The 23,040-nt window shown below is 68.5% G+C and carries 13 protein-coding genes and 4 pseudogenes; 6 read left to right on the forward strand and 11 right to left on the reverse strand.

Annotated elements, in window-relative coordinates; genetic code table 11:
- The first annotated feature begins 1,014 nt into the window (after nt 1-1,014).
- Nucleotides 1,015-1,488, forward strand: a complete 474-nt coding sequence (locus EV384_RS34790) for a hypothetical protein (protein WP_165439931.1) — start codon at nt 1,015-1,017, stop codon at nt 1,486-1,488.
- A 642-nt stretch (nt 1,489-2,130) separates the two neighbouring features.
- Nucleotides 2,131-2,943: an IS5 family transposase gene (locus EV384_RS13890; protein WP_130332200.1), complete on the forward strand. Its 813-nt coding sequence runs from the start codon at nt 2,131-2,133 to the stop codon at nt 2,941-2,943.
- A gap of 29 nt (nt 2,944-2,972) precedes the next feature.
- On the opposite strand, the pseudogene EV384_RS13895 reads toward EV384_RS13890, so the two are convergent.
- A pseudogene (locus EV384_RS13895) lies at nt 2,973-3,823 on the reverse strand (IS5 family transposase).
- A 149-nt stretch (nt 3,824-3,972) separates the two neighbouring features.
- Entirely contained in the window at nt 3,973-4,800 is an 828-nt protein-coding gene (locus EV384_RS13900) for an alpha/beta fold hydrolase (protein ID WP_165439932.1), read from the reverse strand.
- Nucleotides 4,801-5,380: 580 nt separating this feature from the next.
- Here EV384_RS13900 and EV384_RS13905 point away from each other — a divergent pair.
- Complete coding sequence (locus EV384_RS13905; RefSeq protein ID WP_130333577.1) at nt 5,381-6,559, forward strand: low temperature requirement protein A; 1,179 nt, start codon at nt 5,381-5,383, stop codon at nt 6,557-6,559.
- A gap of 367 nt (nt 6,560-6,926) precedes the next feature.
- A complete protein-coding gene (locus EV384_RS13910) occupies nt 6,927-7,523 on the forward strand; it encodes a hypothetical protein (RefSeq protein WP_130333579.1) in 597 nt (198 codons plus the stop codon).
- 1,147 nt (nt 7,524-8,670) lie between these two features.
- On the opposite strand, the gene EV384_RS13915 is transcribed toward EV384_RS13910, so the two are convergent.
- Nucleotides 8,671-9,753, reverse strand: coding sequence for an acyltransferase family protein (locus EV384_RS13915; protein ID WP_130333581.1), 1,083 nt, complete (start codon nt 9,751-9,753; stop codon nt 8,671-8,673).
- Between the two features lie 218 nt (nt 9,754-9,971).
- Between EV384_RS13915 and EV384_RS13920 the strand changes: the two are divergent.
- Together EV384_RS13920 and EV384_RS13925 are read left to right on the forward strand one after the other, a co-directional pair.
- Nucleotides 9,972-10,235 (forward strand): annotated as a pseudogene (locus EV384_RS13920) (transposase); the annotation flags it as partial.
- A gap of 37 nt (nt 10,236-10,272) precedes the next feature.
- Nucleotides 10,273-10,851, forward strand: coding sequence for a hypothetical protein (locus tag EV384_RS13925; protein ID WP_130333583.1), 579 nt, complete (start codon nt 10,273-10,275; stop codon nt 10,849-10,851).
- Nucleotides 10,852-10,921: 70 nt separating this feature from the next.
- On the opposite strand, the pseudogene EV384_RS13930 reads toward EV384_RS13925, so the two are convergent.
- The 8 genes and pseudogenes from EV384_RS13930 to EV384_RS13955 form a co-directional block, all read right to left on the reverse strand.
- A pseudogene (locus EV384_RS13930) lies at nt 10,922-11,612 on the reverse strand (IS6 family transposase).
- Nucleotides 11,613-11,777: 165 nt separating this feature from the next.
- Nucleotides 11,778-12,491 (reverse strand): carbohydrate-binding protein, encoded by a 714-nt coding sequence (locus tag EV384_RS13935; protein ID WP_242624043.1) that lies wholly within the window; start codon nt 12,489-12,491, stop codon nt 11,778-11,780.
- A gap of 54 nt (nt 12,492-12,545) precedes the next feature.
- A pseudogene (locus tag EV384_RS36705) lies at nt 12,546-12,773 on the reverse strand (glycoside hydrolase family 3 C-terminal domain-containing protein); the annotation flags it as partial.
- A 22-nt stretch (nt 12,774-12,795) separates the two neighbouring features.
- Nucleotides 12,796-16,008: a glycoside hydrolase gene (locus EV384_RS13940; RefSeq protein WP_207232315.1), complete on the reverse strand. Its 3,213-nt coding sequence runs from the start codon at nt 16,006-16,008 to the stop codon at nt 12,796-12,798.
- A 107-nt stretch (nt 16,009-16,115) separates the two neighbouring features.
- Entirely contained in the window at nt 16,116-16,277 is a 162-nt protein-coding gene (locus EV384_RS35355; RefSeq protein ID WP_207232316.1) for a hypothetical protein, read from the reverse strand.
- An 81-nt stretch (nt 16,278-16,358) separates the two neighbouring features.
- Nucleotides 16,359-18,941, reverse strand: coding sequence for a beta-L-arabinofuranosidase domain-containing protein (locus EV384_RS13945; protein WP_207232317.1), 2,583 nt, complete (start codon nt 18,939-18,941; stop codon nt 16,359-16,361).
- 12 nt (nt 18,942-18,953) lie between these two features.
- Entirely contained in the window at nt 18,954-20,423 is a 1,470-nt protein-coding gene (locus tag EV384_RS13950; protein ID WP_130333587.1) for a family 43 glycosylhydrolase, read from the reverse strand.
- Nucleotides 20,424-20,434: 11 nt separating this feature from the next.
- On the reverse strand, nt 20,435-22,978 hold the full coding sequence (locus tag EV384_RS13955; RefSeq protein WP_130333589.1) for an alpha-L-arabinofuranosidase C-terminal domain-containing protein: 2,544 nt from the start codon (nt 22,976-22,978) through the stop codon (nt 20,435-20,437).
- Between the last annotated feature and the right edge of the window lie 62 nt (nt 22,979-23,040).

Here is a 23,040-nt window from a genome sequence, read left to right on the forward strand (position 1 = left end):
GGTACCGTGGGGCACCCCCGACCAGGGCCCCAATCACCACAGCGACCAGCCCCCGCGCATTCCCGGCAAAGGTCAATGGCCCTCGGTCGGGCGCTGCCCCGCCCTGTTTGAGGCCACGGTGTCAACCATCACCCGGCGCAGGACCACCAGGTGACTCCAGCGGCTGCCGGCTGCCGGCTGCCGCCCGGTGTGGGAGGACTTTCTGTACGTCTATCAAGGCGGCCCTTGGCGGGCCGCACGCGCCGCCGCCCGGGCGCGCGCCGGCCGCTGCCGCTGTCGCTCTGCGGCCGTCACGCCTGATGCCCGGCGGCTGGCGCGGACAGCGGGAGGCCCGGTGGGCCGCCGCAGAACGACAGTCCGTTGACCGGGGTGTGGTGGGCTGGCAGCCGGCCGGGGCGCGGCGGCCGTGGCACCGCCGCGCCGTCGGGCAAGTCACCGCCGGCCGTGGTGGGGATGCGGCGCGGAGGATGCGGGGCCGCCCCTCCAAGGTCAAGGGCGCTTCGCGTCGCTGCGCGACGGCCCTGCAGGCCGCCCTTGACCCCGGAGCCTCTGCGACCCCTCGGGCCGGCGTTGCCGGCAGGCCAGGGGCCTGCCCGGAGTGCGCGCGCCGCATCCCCACCACAGCCTCGTCGAATGTCTAAAGCCCTGCTCTGGAGTGGCCGGTTCTCCGAGGGGCCTCGGCAGCCGCCCTGCCTCAGAAGCCAACGCGCGCAGTAGGGCGGGGGCCGTACCGCGCTACCCGCCGGCGTCACGTCGAAGCCCGGCCGATGCTGTTTCGTGACCATGATGTGGCCGACCCGCGTCCGACCGTCGGCGGTCATGATCCCCGCAACCAACCGACTCCTGATCATGCCCGCGGCCTGCGGCAAAGCCAGGTAACGACTGCCTGTCAAACAGGATGCTAACCAGCCAGACAGACTATAAGAACAAAGTCAATGCGAGCAAGATCTTTTGGAAATCGACGGGACCCATTAGGCTCCAGCCTCGTCCTAGCAAGGTCCAGAAGGGATCAACATGCGAGTTGCACGGGTGGTCGCAGGGTTGACAGCTGTCATCACTGCTGTTCTCGGGCTAAGTCTGGCAACCGCCGGCCCCGCCGCCGCGGCGGAGAGCGGCACCTGGGTTGCTTACGGCAACACCAACCCGATCACGTCCAGCTCCAGCCTATGGAAGTGCGCCGGCACCAAGACGGTCACCACCAATGTGCTCGCGCAGGTCTGCGCGATCAGGACGCAAAATGGAGGAGGCGCCTACGTACAGGGGGCAGTGATCGTGCGTAACAACCGATCCAGCCTCTACTCCACGACGGCATTCCTCAGCCTGAGCCACACCTTTGGCTCTCTCATGGGCACTTGGGCATGCCCGTCATCGGGGGTTTCGGCGAACTCGTGGTCGGTGTGCTTTGGACGGACCCTCTTCTCGGACATGAATGTGGAAGCGGAGGGGTCCATCGGTACTCTTGAACTCGGTCGTTCACCGTCCGTCTGAACCGACTCTCATCGAGGTGGCGTGAATCCTGACGGGGTTTTCAACCTCCGATACGGTCGTTGAGCTGAGAAGGGTGTGACGTTCACTCTCACCCCGGCGCGGTCGCCAGCATCCTCTGGACCGCCGTCTCACTCACCGTCGCGTTCGGCTATTCCGCCGCCTGGATGCCCCTCGCCCTTATCGGCCTGACGACCAAGAAATGGCCAGGTTGACCCGGACGACCAGGCTCCGAGCCGTCCAGGTCAACCTGGCCAATACCAGCTCAGAGCGATGAGCAGCGGCCACCTTCACATTGACCGGACAACAGCCGGGGCACACGTGGGGCACAAGACAGTGTGAAACGTCGTCGAGCAGCGACCAGCCATGGCAGCCCAAGAGGCCGGGTAAGCAGGTGCCCAGCATCGTTCCCGCTGGTGAGCTGATCGCGGCTCTAAGAGCCTGGTAAATAAGGGGTTCGGGCGGTCGCCGGTCCTGGCGAAGATCGACAATCGTGACGGCCCCGGCGTGGCGACGTGACATAGGGAAGGGCCTTCGGATACGAGCAAAGGCGACTAAACCAGCACGACCGAAGGCCCAACCCTGTCTGTATACCTTGTCGCCGGCGTCGCCGCATCCGCCACCCCGGCCACCGTTGACGATCACCTGCCCACCGCCCGGCCACGGCACTATCCGTCCGACACCTCGGATGCCGAATGGCAGGTCCTGGCTCCGCACGTGCCGGCCGGGAGCGGACGCGGCCGGCCGATCACCTACCCCCGCCGGGACATCGTGGACGCGATCCGTTACCTCGACCGGACCGGCTGCCAGTGGGACGCGCTGCCTGCCGACTTCCCGCACCACAAGCTCGTCTACCACTACTTCACGACCTGGACCCGCGACGGAACGCTCAACCGCATGCACAACAGCCTGCGGGAACAGGTCCGCGAACAGGTCGAGGGTCGCAACCGGCAGCCGACGGCTGCGCTGGTCGACTCCCAGTCGGTACGGGGCGCGGAGACCGTCGGCCGGGGCGGGCGTGGCTATGACGCGGGGAAGAAGGTCAACGGCCGCAAACGCCACATCGCCGTGGACACCTGCGGACTGCTGCTGGCGGTCCTGGTCACCGGCGCGCAGGTGCAGGACCGCGACGCCGCCCGACCCCTGCTGCGGGCGCTACGCGCCTGCTTCCCCACCATCAGCCTGACCTGGGCCGACAGCGGCTACGCGGGCCGGCTCGTCGACTGGGCCACCGCCCACCTCACCCTGACCGTGCAGATCGTCGCGAAGCTCGCCGGGCAGACCACCTTCGTCGTCCTGCACCGCAGATGGGCGGTCGAGCGCACGTTCTCCTGGATCAACCGGTGCCGACGCACCGTCCGCGACTACGAACGGCTACCCGACCACCACGCCGCGATGGTCCAATGGGCCATGATCATCGTCATGACCCGCCGCCTCGCCCGCCACCAAGGCACCTAAAACCCTTATTTACCAGGCTCTAAGAGGTCCTAACAAAGTCGTACGACGTGTCGGTACGTGATGATGCATGTCGCGAGGCTGAGGAAGGCTTCGTGGATGTCGTCGCGGCGTTCCCACCGGATGCGGAGCCGTTTCATGCCGTGGTACCAGGCGATCGTTCGCTCGATCACCCACCGGTAGACGCCCAGCCCGGAGCCGTGTGGTGTGCCGCGGCGAGCGATCCGCGGACGGATACCCTTGGCCCGTACGGCTTTGCGGTACTTGTCGTGGTCGTAGGCCCGGTCGGCGAACAGTTCGTCGGGGCGCCGGCGGGGCCGGCCTCGCCGGCCGCGGACCGTTGGGACCTTGTCGATCAACGGCAGCAGTTGGGTGACGTCGTTGCGGTTGCCGCCGGTCAGCGACGCGCACAGGGGGATGCCGGCGCCCTCGGTCAGGACGTGGTGCTTCGAGCCCGCTCGGGCGCGGTCGACCGGGCTCGGTCCGCTTTTGGGCCGCGTCTGGCCGCACGGACGTGGGAGGAGTCGATGACCGCCCGGGACCAGTCCAGCTTTCCCGCGGCTTGCAGCTCGGCGAGCAGTAGTTCGTGCAGCTGCTGCCACACCCCGGCCCGGTTCCACTCCTCGAGCCGCCGCCAGCAGGTCATCCCGGACCCGAACCCGAGCTCCTGGGGCAGGAACTCCCACTGGATGCCGGTGTGCAGCACGAACAGGATCCCGGACAACACCTGCCGATCCGGGATCCGTTTCCGTCCCGGACGCCGGGGATCGCGGAGCACAGGCTTGGGCAGCAACGGCTCAATGCGCTGCCACAACCCGTCCGGCACGATCCACGGCGGCTGCTCACCACGCCTCACGGCCAGACATCGTAGACCACTATCCACAAAGGGCGGAAGAGGCGTAGATCATTTCTGTTAGGAACTCTTAGCCAGATCAGGCACGCTGCACCGTGTCCCGCCTGATGCTTTACAGCTGCGTCCCACCTGCTGCTTGACCTGGTCGGCGTTTCTCGCCGTTACGGCCGCCAGTCCGTCTATGAGGAGGATTTTTCCCCGGCAGTCCAGTCGCGGACGAGGGCGGCGAAACCTACCGGCCGTTCCATCGACGGCAGGTGCGCGACGTCATCCCAATCCACCCGCCGGGCACGGGGCGCACCGGCGCACACGCGGCGGGCGGCGTCGTGGGTGGTGTCCAGATCGTGCCCGCCTACGAGCACCAGCACCGGCAGGTCCAGATCGCCCAGCCGTTCCAGGGCGGGCGGCTCCAGCTCCGCCTCGTCGACCTCGCCCCACGAGTCCGCGATCTCGAACGCATTGCGCTGCATCAGCCGGACAGCGGACACCACCGACGGCTCGACCTCGGAAACGCTGCGGCCGGGGCCGGCGACCCAGGTGGTCAAGTTGGCCTCGACCGCAGCATCGAGATCGCCACTGGCCAGGGCCGCCTTCTCGGCGTCGAAGAAGCGCCGCAGATCGGGCGTCAGCTCGGCCAGCAGGCTGCCACCGGGCGGGCACAACAGCAGCGATTGCACCAGATCGGGCCGGGTCAGGGCGACCTCCGTGGCCACGCCCGAACCGAACGAGGCGCCGACCAGGTGGCACCGCGTGACGCCCAGATGCTCTAGCGTCGAGAGGACGTCGGCGACGTGGTCCAGCCCCCCGTCCGGCCGGGTCGTCGACTCCCCGAAGCCGCGCAGGTCGACACGGACGACCGTGCGGTCGGCGGCCAGGTCGCCCCAGATCGGGTCCCACATGCGCCGGTCGGCGATGCCCGCGTGGATGAAGACGACGGGCAGGCCGCCCTCCTGCGGCGCGCTGCGGTCGTACGCGATGCCGGACGGGGTGTACGACGTGGCAGTCATTGGTCTCCTGGTCTGTTCGAGGCGTCGAACCAGCGATTCAACCGTGGCCGCCAGCCGATGGCCAACCCTGGTCCACCGGTGGAGAACTTGCTCACTCGCGGCCCGGAGCAGGCCTGCCGGCGGATGCACTGCCATCAACCCACTACGTCGCATGCCGCACTGCCGAGGGCAAGACCAAGACCGAGATCCCGCGGTGCCTCAAAGCGCCACATCGCTCGCACTCCCCGTCTGGACGACCCGGACGGCTTTGGGCACTTCGGCGACGAGCCTTGACATCAATAGGAGCGTCCACATCGCGGGCAGCCGGCTGTCCGGTCTCAGGACCTGCGTGACATATCGGTATCAGGACCTGGGTGACACTCCGCCCTCTGTAGCACCGGCCCGACGCTTGGCCAAGGTCGACGAGCTAATCCGAACCCGCGGCGACGGATGGAAGGAACTCACCGGCCTCGACCGTCGCCCGTCCGTGTAACGCGGGTCGCTCGATCCAGTCCACGGCAGCACGTCCGCGGTCACCCGCCGCTGCCGCATGGCAGAATGCCCCCAAACCTGGAGCAGAGCTGGCAGAACGGGCGAGCCGATGACGACGAGCAGGGCCGAGCTGGTGCGGAAAGCCGGGGATCCACAGCGGGCCACGTTCCTGGAACTCTTCTTCGACCTGGTGTTTGTCCTCGCGCTCACTCAGCTCTCGCGCGGCCTGGCCGAGGATCTCGGGTGGAGCGGTGCCTTCCGGACGCTGGTGCTGTTGGGGGCCATGTGGTGGGTCTGGTCCAGCACCGCGTGGCTAACCGACCGGGTGGACCCGCAACGACCGGTAATCCAGGCGCTGGTCATCGCGACCATGGTCGGCAGCCTGGTGATGGCGGCCGCGGTGCCCGAGGCATTCGGCGACACGGGCCTGATCTTCGCGGGCGCCTACGTCGCCATCCAGCTCGCCCGCGGGCTCGTCCTCGTGGCCGTTCTGCGTGGCCACGAGCTGCAGCGCACCGGCGTGCGCGGGCTGTTCTGGTACGGCCTGTCGGCGCTGCCGTGGATCGCGGGGGCGCTCGTGCACGGTACGGCGCGGGGCGCGTTGTGGGCACTCGCGGTGGTCCTTGACCACACGGCAGGCAGAATCGGCTTCCCCACCCCGGGGGCGGGCCGTACGCCCAGCCAAGACCTTGTGATCTCGGGCGAGCACCTGGCGGAGCGCTACCGGCAGTTCTTCATCATCGCGCTCGGCGAGCTGATCCTGGTTACCGGACTGGCGCTGAGCAGCAGCGGCTTCGCGCCGGACGGGGTCGCCGCGTTCGCAGTGTCGATCGCGACCACCGTGCTGCTGTGGCGGATCTACATCTACCGCGCTGGGCAAGTCCTGGCGGAAGCGATTGCCGTGTCCGCCGACCCGGTCCGCCTCGCCAGATCGGCGTCATACGCCCACCTGGTCATGGTGGCCGGCGTGGTCGCTGCAGCCGTCGGCGACGAACTTGTCATCGCCCATCCACTCGGACACACCCCACCGGCCTGGATCGCCGTCATCCTCGGCGGACCCGCGCTGTACCTGGCCGGGCGCGCCCACTTCGAGCACGCGGTATTCGGCCGCGTGTCCCGGTCCCGACCGATCGGCGTCCTTGCGCTGGCCGCCCTGACACCGGCGATGCTCCCCCTGCCGCCAGTCGTGGTCGCCGCCGCTGCTGCCCTCGTCCTGACCGGGATCGCCATATCCGACGCAGCCCGCGCCCGCAGACGCCCGCCCGAGCCGCCGTCACCACCCGGCTAGCCGGAAGTGTCACCCACATCTTGAGACTGTTCTGCCACGCAGGTCCTGAGACCCGACATGCCGGCAGCCGGCAGATCGAACGTGTGTTCGACTAGAGTGCTGCCGGTGGAGATACGCGGGCGCTGGTGGAACGGGAGCTGGGGCCGCATGGCCCGGCGCGACATCTGGCTGGTCTCCGATGGCCGGCACTGGCGAGTCCGCGGCCGCATCGGTGGTGACGGAGGGCAAGAGGTCTCGTACGACTACCCCAACGAGGCATCCGCCCGCGCAATAGTCGAACGGATGATGAAGACCTCCGCCGGCACGTGGCGGGATCGAGACCTGTGTAGTGGTCTCGCCCGAGTCGTTGCTGTGTCCGCCGGGTTGGGTGGGCATTGTCCGGATCGAAGGGGCGACGCTTGCGACCGTTCCGGACGATCAGATGGTTGATCGGGTTCGACTCGCCCTGCGGCAATCGGATCCGATCACCGCGCTTGAGCCGGTTGAGGCGGTCGGCCCGGCCTGGCTGTCCTATCTCGACCTGGCCGATTTCGTTCCGATCGGTGGGGACGTCGAGCGATTGCCGGTTGACCACCCGGCGGTCAAGGACCTGATCGCCCGAGTGGACCAGGCGGATGCGGACGAGGCTGGGCTGGATGGGATTGCGTCGGACGCCTTCGTCGTAAGGGACGCGGATGAGGTGATTCCTACCTCGCCGCCGACGGACGGTGGCGAGGGTGACTGGCACGGCTGGGTTCTTGGCGATGAGGTCCACCCTTATCGACCAGGACGTTCGTCGTACATGACGGACGCCCTTCGTCGTCTTCGAGTAGGCGCTAGCCCAGGGAAAATCCGCAAAGTGCCGTGTAGAGGGCAAAACGGTCATAGGTTCGAGCTCGACCGGAGCCGTAATTCCCTGCCGACCGCTGCTTCTCAGTGGCGCGTCGACGTGGGCTGGCGTCCACGACATGAAAGGAAGACATGAGAACTCTTGCACGTGCCGCGCTGGTCTGTGCCAGCAGCGCCGTACTCGCGGTCGGGCTCGCAGCGACCGGCGGTGCGGCATTCGCCGCCCCCAACCCCGCAGGTACCGGCCAGCCGGGTGTGGAGTGCGGCGAAGACGGCAACGACACGAGGCCGGGTCGCTCCGCCGACGCTCCCGGTAACGGTTCCCCGTTTATTGAGGGCGACAGCGTCGCCGGAACGCACTACGCGGGGGAACAGCCGCAGAACTCGAGGAACCCCAAGTCCGTCTCGCAGTATGACGTCGCCTGCTTCCAGGTGTCGCAGCACGACTGAACACCCGCCGGTGCGCCGACGCGATTACACCTTCGCAGGCTGAGTAGCCACGCGAGTAGCCAAGGCGGCGCACCGGCCGGGACAGCCCCGTACCCCGGCGGACCTGTTGAGCAGCGCCGGGCCAGGCTGTCCGGCTTTTGCCGGCTCCTGGCAGTGTGGGGATGGCCAACGGGCGTCTTTGCTGCGACAGCAACCGGTGCAATCATGGGCCGCTTGAGCAGAGTCCAGGCCGACGACGCCGCCGAGCTTGCAGTCCTCTGGCAGCGACTCCGACTGTGCCTCTTAATCCGCTGGTCCGGCCGGTCGGCCAAATAGCCAAGCAAGTAGCCATCGCGGCGGACACAGCCGGACGGCAGAGGGCAGCCGCGGTCGTGACCGCGGATGAAGGCGACGACCAGGCCGTGGTGACTCCGGGCCGCGTGGGGCACAGGGGGCACCAGAGGCTGTGCTACGTCGTCAACCAGCGATCAGCGATGGCAGTCCCAGAGTCGCCGGCGGTTGGGCGTTGCTGGCTGGCGAATTGGTCTGTCGCGGTTGCACGACGACAGGGCGCTGTAGCAACGGTGACAGACGATCGCGTACCCGCACGACATCCACCGACGGTCTGCGCTGAGAGCGCAGACGCCGAAGTACCGCACAGGATGGGTGCCCAGAACTTACAAGCGAGGGGTCCCAGGTTCGAAACCTGCCGCGCCCACCAGTCACCACCAGCACCGCACGCCTACCCGGCCGTGGATCGGCCGACGATGCACGTCGCCGACGGGGCCGTCGACGCCGTCGACTGGGTGCTCGACCATCTGCCCGCCGGATCGGGGTGAGGAATCGGGCTAAGCTCAGCTCTGGCTGGTCACCGCCGTGGACTGATGTTTCTTCGCTGGGACGACGTCCCTGAGCAGCCAGCCGACCGGAGGGCTGACCAGCGGACGCAACGCCCACACCACGGGCCGGCTGGCGGTGATCCAGACCAGCGCAACGACCGCGGCGATGAGCACCAGCAAGGTTGGGATGTTGTCGACCTGGTTGTCGAGGGGTGACCAGGCGAAGGCCAGGACGACGAACCCGTGCAGAAGATACGGGTACATGGAGTTGGCTCCCCAACCCGTGAGGAACGTCTGGCGGCGGGGAGCGAGCATCATGATCGCCCATGTCATCGCCAACCCGACGGCCATCAGTCCAAGCCGGATCAGGAGGCCCTCGGTCATCTCCACCCCGAGCCGCTGGTAAGCGCGGTTCCAGTACACCCAGAGGTTCGACAGGCGCGAGGCGACAAGATAGGCGATCGGTGCGGCAGCGATGAGCACGGCGATCGCGGTTAGCCGCACAAGCGGAGATGGGCGGTACGCGAGCCTGCCGCGACCGAGCCAGACGCCGAGGACGAAGAAGGGCAGCATTCCTGCCACCCGGTCCAACGACAGGGCGTGGCCGAGCACCGTGGCGACTCCGGCGGAGAGGGACACCACGATCGCGATGACGACCGCTCCGCGAAGCTGGGCGAAGAGCGGAGCGAGCATCCGCCAGATGAACAGAGCGGGCAGGAACCACAGGTGATAAATCGGGGAGAGGAACTCGTTGACCGTCCAGGGCATCGGCTTGCCCATCACCGTGTAGAAGCTCATGTAAAGCAGCTGAAACACCACGTACGGCGCGAGCAGATCCCGGATCAGCGACGCCGCACGACGGCCGGTGAGTTCGGTTGCCGAAAGCATCCCCGAAAGCATGACGAAGGCCGGCATGTGGCACAGGTAGATGAACGTGTAGATCGTCCTGCCACCTGGCGAGGAGCCGACCGTCTGACCCACCATGTGGCCGAGCACGACCAGGACGATCAACAGCCCTTTGACGTTGTCGATGTACGGGTCGCGCCTGATGGGCGCGACAGCGACGCCAGGGCTCTCAGGCATCACCGTGGTTGTCACCCGGCCAGGCTGCCGGTCGGCCGATACCCGATCTAGCTGGAGTGAGCAGGATCACCAAAGGCCGCCCGCGAAGCGCTGTAGGCGCAGGCAGGCCGGCGGTTGCGTCCCGCCGGTTGGTGTAGAAGCTGACCCGCTTCGGCGTGCCGCCGGGATAGAGGTGGGTCATCGCGTGAGTCTCTGTGTGAACGACCAAGAACACGCAGAGGACGGAGTACGCGATGACCCTGGACCAGTCTGCCTTGTTGGAGGTGCTGGATGCACTCAAGGCCGCGGAGGTTGATGGCCGTGTCCGGCAGGCAGCAGAGACGATCTATCAGGCGTTGATCGAGGCGGAGTTGACCGCGGTGATCGGCGCCGCCCCGCATCAGCGCAGCGAGGCCCGGGTGGCGCAGCGCAACGGCCACCGCCCCCGCACCCTGACCACCACGGCCGGGGACCTGGACCTGCGGATCCCGAAGCTGCGCACGGGTTCGTTCTTCCCCACTGGCGCGGCCATCGGCAACAGGTGAGCATGCCTCCATGGATCCTGCTGCGGCGGCCGTCGCTGCCAACCCGCTACGGCCCCGCCGCACCTCGTACCTGGTCGCGGTGCTGATCGCCGTCGGTAGTGTGCTGGCCGCCCCCGCGGTGCTGTTCCTGATTCCCGCCGGGGGTGACCTCGGGCAGCGCATCACGCCCGGCCAGCCGGTCACCGTGCATGTGCCCGAGGCCGGGAAGATGGTGTGGGCCAAGGACAGAGGCTCCCAGAACTTCCCCGGCGTTGGCTGCGCCCCCTCCCCGGCGGACACCCAGGGACTCGGGTGGACCACGGTGTCGATGCGTCCCGACGATGTCACCTTGAACGCGAACGGCGAGCGCTGGCGCGGCGTGATGATGGTGCATGCCCAGCCGGCCGGAACGTACACGGTGACCTGCACGGCCTCGGCTGCGGACGGCACACCGTCCCTCTCAATCGGTGATCCTCCGCGGTTCCACAACCCGCGTTCGAAGGCACTGGCGGTGCTGGCCGCCTCCGTCCTGGCGTCCCTCGGCGTGCTGGTCGGCGCCGTGTTGGCGGTGGTCGTCGCGGTCCGGCGCTGGCGGCGGCGCTCGTCGTAGGCGGGGTGGGTGGGCGCCGTTGCGTTAGTGGATCACCGGACGCGTTGAGCCTGCCTCGGATCCCTTGAGGTCAGATCGCTCGGGCGAGTTCGGTGAACGCAGCGGCGACCCTCGTTGCTGGTGGGGCGTCGATCGCGAGTTCGTAGTGTCCGCGGCGGAGGTTCTGCATGAATGCGTGCCCGGCGATGGTCACTTGTGTGGTCTTGTCGGTCAGGAGGCCGCGCATCGGTCTCAGCTGCTGTTTGAGCTGGCTGTGATCGGCCTCGATCGGATTGTTGGCGTACTGCTCGACGTGGTGCCACGCGGACGGGACCAACTCGTCGAGCACGGCGGGATAGACCGCGGCGGCGTCGGTGACCATCTCACTCGGTGTCACCTTCAACGTTGATAACGCTCGGCGGAAGAACCGGCGGGCCGCGTCGGCGTCCCGTCGGGTCGAGACGAGTACGTCGATGACCTGTCCGTACTGGTCGACCGCCCGGTACACGTACCGCCACACCCCGTTGACCTTGACGTACGTCTCGTCGACGAACCATCTGTTGCCCGGCGAGTGCCGGCAGAACCGCGCGGCGTCGGCCAACACCGGGGGTGAACCGCTGCACCACCGGTAGACAGTAACGTGATCGGCTTCGACCCCACGCTCTACCAGGAGCTCTTCAACGTCCCGGTAGGACAGATTGAACCGCAGGTACCAGCGGACCGCGAGGACGATCACCTCTGGGTGGGAACCGGAACCCTACGAACGCCGACTCCGGAGTCATCCACGGGGCACACGGGGCAGGACGGGTCGAAGGGTTCACCGCTCAAGTCTGCCTCGAGCTTGCCAACGGCCAATGCAACAGAGCTCGATGCCCTCGCAAGGGCAGACGCGGCGGGTGCCTCTCCCCCGGAGGCACCCCGCCGCACCGTCTACCCACTCGGGGACATCAGCCGATCGAATACGTCGCCAGCCGCAGGTCGGAGCGGAAGACGAGGTAGACGTCGTGAATGCCCGGTGCCGCCGCCAGCGGCGCGCTGGTCGTGGCGTAGGTGTAGACGTCGCCCGTGCTCGGCACGGTCGCCGTGCCTAGCAGCCGGCCGGTCGGCGAGCCGAGCCGGACCTCGATCGCGCCCGCGCCGGCGCTCGCCTTCGCGACCCGAGCGGTGAACGTCGTCCGCCCGCCGCCGAGGACGCAACCAGCGAATTTGATCCAGTTGCCGGGCCCCGTCGCACCGACGGAGGTCCCGTGCTCCTTGCTCTCATCGACGAGCTGGATGCCGGCGTACCCGTCGAAGTTCTCTGCCCGGATGGTCGCGGACAGGTTGCGGGCCGGGATGCGCTCGCCGTCCACGCGCAGGGTCGCTCGCTGCCGGATGTCGTCGGACGACGCGCCCACGAGCAGGTCGTGCATCGATGACTCGAGTACCCACTTGTCGCGGGTCACGTCCCAGTGGGCCAGGTCGTCGGCGCGCAGCGTGAACCGTACGGTCGTGGTCTGGCCGGGCGCCAGCGACACCCGCTGGAAGCCACGCAGTTGCTTGACCGGAATCTTGTCCCGCGAGTGCCGCTGGTGGGTGTAGAGCTGCACGACCTCGTCGCCCGCGTATCGTCCGGTGTTGGTCACGTCGACGCTGACCTGCACCGAGCCGCCGGCCGACACCGACGCGGCGCTCGTGCGCAGCTTGGCGTACTTGAACGTGGTGTACGACAGCCCATGTCCGAACGCGTACCGCGGGTTGCCGCGGAAGTAGAGGTACGTCTGCTCGGACCTGATGATGTCGTAGTTGAGCAGGTTCGGCGGCAGGTCGGCGTCGCTGGCGTACCAGGTCTGGGTCAGCCGCCCGGCCGGGTTGTGATCGCCGAAAACAACGTCCGTGACGGCGTGCCCGATCCCGGCCGCCGCCCGGACGGGGGTTCGTCCGGGCGGCGGCCGCGGTGTCAGGGATCAGGGAATGCCGTGACGGCTACCGCTGCAGTTCGATGCGGTAGGTCCGCGATTGTGAGCCGTCCTCGCTGGCGACCGAGACAGTCGCAGTGTCGTCGTGGGTGTCTGCCTGGTCCACCGCGACGGTGGCGTACGGGTCGGCGGCTACCGCGGTGACCTGCGGGAGCGTCCCCTGCACCGGCAGTTGGTAGGACGTGGTGTCCGGATCGAAGCCGGGCACCTCGGTGCCGTTGACCGCGATGGTTTCGGCGCGGGCGTCCGATGAGGTGCCGGGCCCGTACGCGAAGACCTGGATCTCGCTGATCGTCATGTGCGTATCGGTCCGAGCGGTGAGCACGACCCGGACGGCATCGGTCGTCGTGACCGTGACGGGAACGTCCACCACCGGTGCCGTGGCACCGCCGAGGGGCACCGTCACCGACCCGCTGACGTCGACCCAGGCACCCTGCGCGTTCCGGGCTTGGATCTTCAGGCTCTGGGCGTAGCTCTCCCACGAACCGTCCCGGTAGAAGGCCGTCGCGACGTGGCTGACCGTCCGCGGCTTCGGCAGGGTGATGGTGATCGCGTCGGAGGTGTTCTTCGTGCCAGGCTTCCAGTTCGACCAGGCCTTGTCGGTCAGGTCGCCGTTACGCAGGCCCGCGGTGGAGTAGCCAGGCTCGGTGTACGTCGCCGTGATGGACGTGCCGGCAGCGAGCGTGGCGTTCTCTTCCGCCGGCTCGGTGACCTGCACGCGTACCGTCGCTGGCAGGGCCCGCCCGTCGCCCGCGTCCGCCTGTCCGGAGAGCGTCACGACGCCCGTGTGGTCGAAGGCGTCCGCAGCGGGCGTTTCCCAGGTCACGGGACGGGCGACGGTCCCGCCGAGACTGCCGACGGCGGTCACCTGGGCCGGCAGGTCGGGCTGGCCGCCGACGTAGGTCTTGGCCCGGGCCGGCTGTGTCGACACCAGGTTGTCGACGGTGACCACGGCCTTGGCCGGGTACTGGCGGCCCCGCGGGTCGATGGCCACGCCAGCCACGTTGACGGTCTTCGGCTTGCTCCAGTCCTGGTCCGCCGGCATCTCCCAAGTGACGGGCAGGGTGCCGCGGGGACCATCCCGGTATTCCGGTACGACCGTTGTCGGCATCGTCGGCACGGTTCGCGGCGTGGTGAAGACCTCGGCCTTCTGCACGTCCTGGACGGTTTCGTCGATGACCTTCCAGCGCTGGTTGTCGGCGGAGTTGGCCAGCCAGACCGACACGCTGGCTCCGTCGTTGGTAGCCGAGCCTCCGACGTCGAGCACCCGTCCGGAACCGACGTTGACGAACGTGTAGGTGCCGTTGCCGGTGGTGGAGAGGATCCACTGCCGGTTCCGGTCCGGCTCAAGCTGCGGCTCGACAAGCGTGAGCGCGCCGTTCTGCACGGCCGCCTGACGATCGCCCGCCGCCGTGGTGATCGAGTACCGGGCCCGGTTGCTGTCACCGCCGCTCAGTTCCGTCACGCGCCACAACTGGGCCGCGCTCGTCGGGTCGGTGGTCCGGATCACCGCACCCGCCGTGGTGCTGGCCGGGGTGAGCGACTTGCCGCTCTGGACCCCCTCGATCCGGTAGACGTGCCCGTCCTGAATGAGCGGGGCGTCCTTCGCCACGCCGCTGACCCCGTCGATGAGGAACGTCGACACGGACTCGGCGGGGACCTGCACCGTCACGGTACGGCTCTTCCGGTTCACGGCCACCGGCTCGCCGTGCTTGAGCGCATTTCCCGCGCTGGTGATGACGGGGGTTGCCGTCGCATCTGGCGAAACGGTCCCGAAGGCGGAGAGGTCGATCGTCACCGAGCGCGGCGCGGTGCCGCTGTTGACGTACACGACCTTAGCGCCCTTCGTCGAGATCGCCGCGACGCTGTTGGTGTCGTTGACCTTCACCAGCCGGTCGCCGGGGCGGATGAAGTGCGTGAAGTTGCGCGCCGTATGGAATTTCGTGTTGGTGTAGATCGGGCAGGTCGCGAGGGTGTCCTGGGCGGTGCAGTCGAAGGGAATCTGGATGCTTCCCCAGTTCGCGCCCTCGGGGGACTCGCCGCCCGGCTTCATGTTGTTGTAGTCCTCGACCGGCTGCCAGAACACCCACGCGGTGGGCTCCAACTCGCGCAGGTCATCGACCATGCGCTGGGCGATGCCGAGTCCGGGAGCCATGCTGACGAAGTTCTGCCCGTTGCCCCAGGAGCCATCGACCTCGCTCATCCACAGTGGCTTGTTGTCGCCCTTGGCGATGTCGCGGACGGTGGCACGCTGGCCGGTGCCGTACGTGTGCACGTTGAGCTGGCTTACCTTCGCCCGTACGTCGTCGGGGTAGCTGTTCCAGTTGGTCGCGAAGAGCCCGGGGTTGGTCTCGTCCATCGCCGAGATCACCGCATCGGTTTCGGCGCTCTGCAGCCGCTGCGCCAGCGATCGGATGACCTGCTGCTGCAGTTCCGGGCCGATGTGCGCCCCCTCCTGGCGCCCACCGATCGGCTCACCGGCGGCATTCAGCCGGGTGCTCCAGTAGTTGGTGTTGGGCTCGTTGAAGGGGTCGAGGGTGTCGATCTTGATGCCATGCGCCCGCTCCACCTCTTCGACGACCCGTACGAGGTAGGTGTTGAAGTCGTCGATGCTTTCGGTCCTGAGCTGGTCGTCGGTCGCGTTGAATCCCCCGGAGACGTAGCCGCTGACGGTCTGGAAGTACGGCGGTGAGTTGCTGAAGGCTTCCCAGTGGGAGACGTCGTTCTTGATGCGGTTGATCCACCAGCGCTGATTCTGGTCGGCGTTCCAGTTCCAGTGATCGGGGTTCTCGGGGTCCCACCAGTCCTTGTCGTTCCGGGTGGTACCAGCGGGCGCCCGCCACCACCCCGGGACGGCGCCGCCGGGGCGCAGGTAGTCGGGCACGTCGGGGGCGTTGCCACCGCCGACGTTGTAGCGGGCGATGTTGAGGTTCAGACCGTCGGAGCCGAAGAGCATCTCGGCGAGCTTCTCCCGGACCTCGTCCGGGTAACCACCGGTCACGTTGGCGAACCAGACGAGGCTCGTGCCCCAGCCTTCAAACGGCTGCCCCTGATAGGACGGGTCGGGGCGTACGGTGACAGCCGGCAGCGACGCGGTCGGCGACGCCGCGGCCCGCGCGGCCTGCGGCGTGGCGGTCGCCATTGCGGCGATGACCGTGCCGCCCACCGCCATGGTGGCCGCGCTGATCGCGGCAAGTAAACGCCGCGTGTTTCGTCTCATCGGTAGCGCCTCTTCTCCTGTTGGTCGACGGCGTGGTGGGCCAGAACTGGCCCCTTGGCAGTACGGCCACCCCCATGGGTACTGCACCGAGTGATGGCAGAGCGCGTTCAGGGCACGAATTGCGCGCCCCTGGCGGTGGCGAGGATGGTGCTGCGGTCATCGGCCGACAGCAGGCCGTCGGTCACCCAGGAACTGGTCACGGTTTCCAGCTTCTTGAGTAGCTCGGTCTTGCTGCCATAGGGCGCACTGGACCACAGCTCGTCCAGCAATGAGACACCGTTGGCGCGTACCGGGTTCGCGACGCCGGAGTCGCGGCCCCCGAACACGACGGTGGGCTCGAAGCGCCGGAATTAGACGTGCGTCGGATCCTCGGTGCCCTCGTGGAACGGCGCGATCTCGCGGCCGTCGAGGGTGAAGTGCAGCGGCTTGCCCTCGACCGGTGTCAGGCTCGGCAGCAGATCCCCGGAGAGCGCCGCGTTGCGGTAGAGCCCGAACGACAGGTACGAGCGGGTGGCGTCGCGCGTCACGAGGTTGATCGGGCCGTAGCAGAGCGACTGGAGCGACCGGTCGTCGAGGGCGGCCTCGGTGCGCAGCGTGAAGGGGAGTGACACCGTCACCGCGTCGCCGCTGCGCCAGGAGCGGGCGATGCGCAGGTAGGTGCCCGGCGCGGCGTCGACCTTCAGCGCCTTGCCGTTGACGGCCACCGCGAAGCCCGGCCCGACCCACGACGGCACCCGCACCATGAGGTCGAAGGTGGCGTCGTCGCGTATGGTCAGCCGGGTGCCCTGCTCGGCCGGGAAGGTGGTGGACTGCTCCACCGTCACCCCCTTCGCGGCCCACCCCAGCGTGCTTGCGACGAAGAGGTTCAGGTAGAGCGCCGACCCATCCGCGGCACCAAAGAAGACCGAGTCCTGGTACTTGGTCGCGCTCTCCATCCCCGTGCCCTCGCAGCAGGTCGTGCCCTGCTTCGGGGTGTAGTCGCGGACGTGCCCGGGGGTGAGCCCGATGAAGTACGTGGTGAGCGGCTTGTCCGCGTCGGCCTTGTCCTGCTTGGACCCCAGCACCTGGTTGAACAGCGCCCGCTCGTAGTACTCCACGTACTTGGGGTTCTGCTCATGGAAGTAGAGCATTCGGCTCAACCTGAGCATGTTGTGGGCGCAGCAGGTTTCTGCGTTGGTGTCGCTGATCGTGCCCGCGATGCGGCCGCTCGCGCGCCAGAACTCTCCGGTGCTCGTGCCGCCGATCGAGTACATCCGCGCGGGGACCACCATGTTCCAGAAGCCCTTGGCCGCGGCGAGGTAGCGGTCATCGCCGGTCTCGTCGTGCAGCCGTACCAGCCCGGTGAGGATGGGGATGTGCTGGTTGGCGTGCAGCCCGTCGAGGATGTCCTGCGCTCCGGCGCAGCTGTCGATGAGCCGGTCGAGGTCGAAGAGCTTGGCCAGCGCGACGTGCTCGGCCTTGCCGGTGAGCGCGTGCAGGTCGCAGATGGCCTCGACGATGCCGCCGTACTCGCCGCTGGAGAAGATGCCCCACATCCGCTGCAGGGTCGCGGCGGGCAACTTCGACAGCCGCGAGTACATCCAGTCGCACATGCCCTCGGCCAGGTCGAGTGCCCGCAGGTCGCCGGTGGCCAGGTACGCGTCGAGCAGCCCACGCAGGATCTTGTGCGCCGTGTAGTACGGCGCCCAGACGACGAAGTAATTGGACGCCGTCATGGTCTCGAGGGTGATGAACTGCGTCTCCGGGTATGCCGCGAGGAAGCCCGGGTGGCTGGGCCCGCCCCACGTGCGCAGCCAGGTGGCGTGCTGGGCGCGCCCCGAGGAGTCGTGCAGCACCTGCCCGTCGGTCTCGTCCAGGTCGTAGGAGGCCAGGTCACCCCGACCGGCGGGCGCTGCGGACGCGGGCTGCGTCCGCAGCGCCGCCACCTCGGCGTCGGTGAGGGCCCGGGACCAGAGATTGACGTCGTCGAAAGCGCCGGCGTAGACCGGGTCGGGGTAGAGCGACTGGCCGAGCCAGTAGTTCCTGAGCTGACCGAGCTGGGCGGGGCCGAGTGTCATCGCGGTGTTGCGCCCGGCGACGACGCCGTTGACGTAGAGGGTGGCTACCGTATCGGCCAGGGTGAGCGCGACGTGGCTCCACTCGCCGACCGGCAGGGCGACGTTGGCGTTGATGCCCTGCTCCCGGCCGGCGCCCCCGGTGGTGATCGCGAACCGGGGCAGGCCGTTCTGGTTCCGCGCGGCCAGGTACATGTACCGAGTGGTGTCGTTGCCGAAGTCGAAGATCCGCGCCCACGCCGCACCGTGGCTGGGCTTCACCCACGCCGCGAAGGTCAGCTCCGCCGCGCCGCCGAGCACCGTGGTGGGCAGCTGCGCGAACTCGTACGACCCGCGCTGGCTCTCCACCGCCGTCCCGAACCGCCCAGGCACACTCCGCACCGAGGGCGGCCGGTTGAGCGCCTGCCGGCACTGGACGAGGGCCCCGATCATGGTCGAGATGTTGTCGGCGAACACCTGCTCACCCGTGCTGGCGTACGCCTGGCTGAGCATGGACAGGAAGTGCCCGGTGTAGTGGCCGCGCAGGTTGCCGTTGGCCTCGCCGTCCAGGCCCTCCCAGCCGCCGGGCGCGACCGCGCCGAGCGTGGGCAGCCCCGCGTTGGCGCGGAACACCTGGAGCAGCCGGTTGACGTCGTAGCCCCGCGCGTAGTCGAGCATCAGCGCGCGCTTGTCGGCGAAGACGCCGGGCCCGAGGGAGACGTCGGCGAGGGCGAAGGGGCGCAGCCGCCACGCCGCGGGGGCGGGGAGGCCGGCACCCGACGCCGCGGCGGCGGCGGTCGAGGCCGCCGCGGGCCCGGCGAGCGCCGGCAGCAGCGGCAGCGCGCCGACCAGCCCTGCGGCCCGGAGGAGCCCGCGCCGGTCCAGTGCAGGTGTGCTCATGATGGTCCTCCTTCAGCTCAGCCAGAACGTCGATTTCGAGCCGGCCGGCCTGCCGACCGTGAGGCTGCCCTTGTCGTGGCGGACGTACACGCCAGGGCGGTCCGACAGCTCCAGGGAGATCGCGTTGCTGTTCGCCAGGCCCGGCACCCGGCGGAAGCTGGCCAGGGCGGCATACCCACTCCCGTCCTCGACCGGGTCGATCCGCAGGCTCGTGCCGTCCACCCGCCAGTAGCGGTCCGGGAAGTTCACCGACCGGATGGAGACGGTGCCCTCGCCGGCAAGCCCCGGCACGAATCGGAACTGGGAGTCGGCGAGTTCGCGCACGCTCGGGTCGACCCGCAGCGCGTACGCGTAGTGGCGCACGAACGCGGACGAGGCGTCCCCAGGCGACAGCCGCAGGATCGGTCCGCCCTTGCCGACCGGCACACCGAACAGCGGAGTGCCGTCCTCGTACCAGTACAGCCGCTGCGCCCGGGCGTGCCGGTTGGGGTCGTAGAGCGGGTCACCCATGATGTCCCGGTAATCGCGGGCGTGGTAGACGAGCACGTCCGTCTCGCCGTCCTCGGCCACGGTGAAGCTGTTGTGGCCTGGGCCATACTGGCGGGTCTGCTCGTTGGTCGTGAACACCGGGTCCGGGCTCTTGCTCCAGGTGGCCGGGTCGAGCAGGTTGGCGCGGGCGTCCGCAGTGAGCAGGCCCAGGCAGTAGCGGGCGTCGGTGGCGCTGGCCGAGAAGGTCATGAAGATCCGGCCGTCACGCTTGAGCACCGCCGGCCCTTCGTTGACCCGGAAGCCCTCGACCTCCCATGACCTGGTGGGGGTGGCGATCCGGGCCGGTGTGCCGGTGAAGGTGAACGGTGAGGTCATCCGCGCGATGTAGAGGCTGCTGTTGACGCCGATCTCCGGCTCGCTCTGCGCCCAGACGAGGTAGCGCTGCCCGTCGTGCTCGAACGTCGTGGCGTCGAGCGCGAAGCTGTCCCACGGCGTGACGATCTGGCGCGGCGACGACCAACCGCTGACGTCGCGCGGGTCGGCGGCAGAGGACTCCATGACGTACATCCGGATCCGGAAGACGTTGTCGGAGTCGCCGGCGGCGAAGTAGAGGTACCAGCGGCCGTCGATGCGGTGCAGCTCCGGAGCCCAGATGTGGCCGCCCATGCTGCCGCTGGCCGGACGACGCCACACCACCGTCTCCGCGGCGCTGCCCAGGCCCTCGATCGTCGGCGAGGCGCGCACGATGAGCCGGTCGTACTCCGGCACGGAGGCCGTGAAGTAGTAGAGGCCTTCGGTGCGCGGTGTGACGAACGGGTCGGCCCGCTGCCAGACGAGCGGGCTGGTGTTCGGCGCGCCGTACGTCTCGGCGTCCGTGGGCGTGGGCGCCGATGCCGCCCAAGCGCCCTCGGCGATGGCGGGCAGGACCAGCCCGGTCGCCGCCGCGCCGAGGCCGCCGCGCAGGAGGGAACGTCGGGTGAGGTGCATGCTCATCGCTGCTGCTCCTACTTCGTCTGCACTCGGATGAAGGTCACCGAGTTCGGCTCGAAGATCCGGGTGAAGGTGGGCGCGACGCCCTTGATCGTGCTCGTCACCGGCTTGATCGGCTGGGCCGTGCGGGTGTTGAGCTCCTGCGGGTCACCGCTGATGACCGTCATCTGCGCCCGGTCCATGACCCGCGCTCCGGTGCCGAGGTTGATCGTGGTGCGGGCCGGGGCGTCCTGGGCGTTGACGACCTTGACGATGAGTTGCTTGGCCGCGACGTCGCGGGTGACGACCTGGGCGAAGGGCTCGGTGACGGCGTTGTCGTCGAAGCTGCCCCATACCTGCCCGTCGAGCAGCAGGGTGACCTTCGTGCCGCGGATCTGGGCCTTGATGTCGTACGTGTGGCCGGTCTCGATGGTGTTGGGCTTGGCGATCAGCGTGGTCTTGGCCCCGTTCACGGCCTTCTCCACCGCGCCCTGGGTGTTGTTCCAGCCGCCGAGGTTCCACCAGTAGTAGTTGCCGGAGTCCTTGACCCCGAAGCCGACGAGGAAGCCCTCGGCGCCGGAGATCTTGGTGGCCTTCACGCTGAGGTCGTAGTCGCGCCAGCTCTCGTCACCCGCCTTGACCATGGTGTTCTCTGCGGCGGTGTCGGACTGGACGTAGGCGCCGTCCTGCACTGTCCAGGTGCCGCGGCCGGCGATCGGCGTCCACCGGCCGGCGCCGTTGGAGAAGTCGTCGCTGAACAGCGGCGTGCCGTCGGATGAGGTGACCAGGACGTCGTCGTACTTGGCGGCGGTCCGCCAGGTGGAGAGACCGATCGCACCGGTGACGGGCTGAGCGGTCTTCACCGCCCCGGTGAAGCTGCTCGGCACGACCTGGTCACCGACGTTGGTCATGAACAGCTTCTGGACCTCGTAGTTGGCCGAGCCCCACGACTGGTCGTTGTCGAACCAGATCAGGTCCGGCCGCCACTGGACGTAGTCGATGTTGGCCAGCAGGGGAGCGTACGACGCCATCGTCACGACGTCGGCGTTGCGCTCCAGGCCGGTCATGTACGCACCCTCGGCGAGCGCGTTGGAGAGCTTGTTGTCCCACGACGCGTACTCGCCGACCCAGACCTTGGCGCCAGACCGGTCGTAGCTGTCATAGCGCTTGTTGTTCTGCAGGAACCAGCTCGGGTCGTTGTAGTAGTGCTCGTCGACCATCTCCACGCCGTTGGCCCGGTTGAGCTCCCACGCCCGGTCGAACGTCGTCCCGGCGTCGTCGGGGCCGGAGTTGCTGATGACCGTGACCTTCGGGTACGCCGCCTTGATGGCGTCACGGAACCCCACGAACCGGGCCATGAAGGCGTCGGGCAGGTTCTCCTCGTTGCCGACCTCGATGCGGTCGAGGCCGAACGGCGCGGAGTGACCCATCGCCGCGCGCTTGGCGCCCCAGGTCGAGGTGACCGGGCCGTTGGCGAACTCGATGAGGTCGAGGGTGTCCTGGATGTGCCGCTGCAGCAGCGCGTCGTCGTCGACGGCCCGGTTCTGCCCGCAGCCGGTGACGAGCGCCGGCACGACGGGCACCGGCTTGGCGCCGATGTCCTCGGCGAACTGGAAGTACTCGTAGTAGCCCAGGCCGTACGACTGGTTGTAGCCCCAGAAGTTGGCGTTGGTGGCACGCTCCTCGACCGGCCCGATCGTGTCCTTCCACTGGTAAGCGCGGGCGCGCTGGTACCCGCTGGCGGCGTCGTAGCCGTACATGCTGCCGGTGTTGACGATGCACCCGCCGGGGAAGCGCACGAAGCCCGGGCGCAGGGCGGCGATCTTCTCGGCGAGGTCCTTGCGCAGGCCGTTGGGGCGTCCCTTGAACGTGTCGCGGGGGAAGAGCGAGACCATGTCGAGGCGCAGGGTGCCGTCGCCTCCGGCCTCCACCGCCAGGCGGGCCGCGTCGGTCGTGCCGGTGGCCACGAACGTGCCGGTGTACCTGCGCCAGGCGCCGTCCTGGACCGAGAGCTGGACCGGCGCGGCGTACCTGGTCGTGCCGTCCTGGTTGTGCAGGGTGACGGTCAACGGCGTGCCGCCAGCAGCATCCGTCCGGGCCCAGACGGAGAAGTCGTAGGCCTTGCCGGCCTCGAGCGCGATGCCGGTGTTGTAGCCGGAGTTCAGCACGCCGTAGGTGCCGGGACCGGCGTTGGTGAGCGTCACCTTGAGGTACGTGCGGTTGCGCTCGTTGAGTCGGGCGTCGTCGCTGACGGTGGCGATGCTGCCGCTGCCGCCGGAGGAGGAGACCGGGCTCCACGACGTGAGGCCGGTGTAGGAGCCGTTGTCGACCGGAAGGTACTCGAAGGAGCGGTTCTGGACGAGTTCGCCGTAGAGTCCGCCGTCGGCGGCCCGGTTGATGTCCTCGAAGAACACCCCGTACATGGCGGGGTCGATGGCGGGGCCGGTGCCGGTCGCGTCGACGTTGATCGTGTAGTCGAGCGCCGGGGCCGTATCGGCGCCGAGGGCGGGCGTGCTGGTGGACAACGTCGTGGTGACGAGTCCGGTGACCAGTCCCGCGACGAGGCGGTGGGTGCGCATGGGTGATGGCCTCCCTGTCGTTGGTGGGAGCGATGACGGGTACGGTCGGGCGGGCGTCACCG

It is taken from the genome of Micromonospora kangleipakensis (genome assembly GCF_004217615.1).
Lineage (GTDB): Bacteria > Actinomycetota > Actinomycetes > Mycobacteriales > Micromonosporaceae > Micromonospora > Micromonospora kangleipakensis.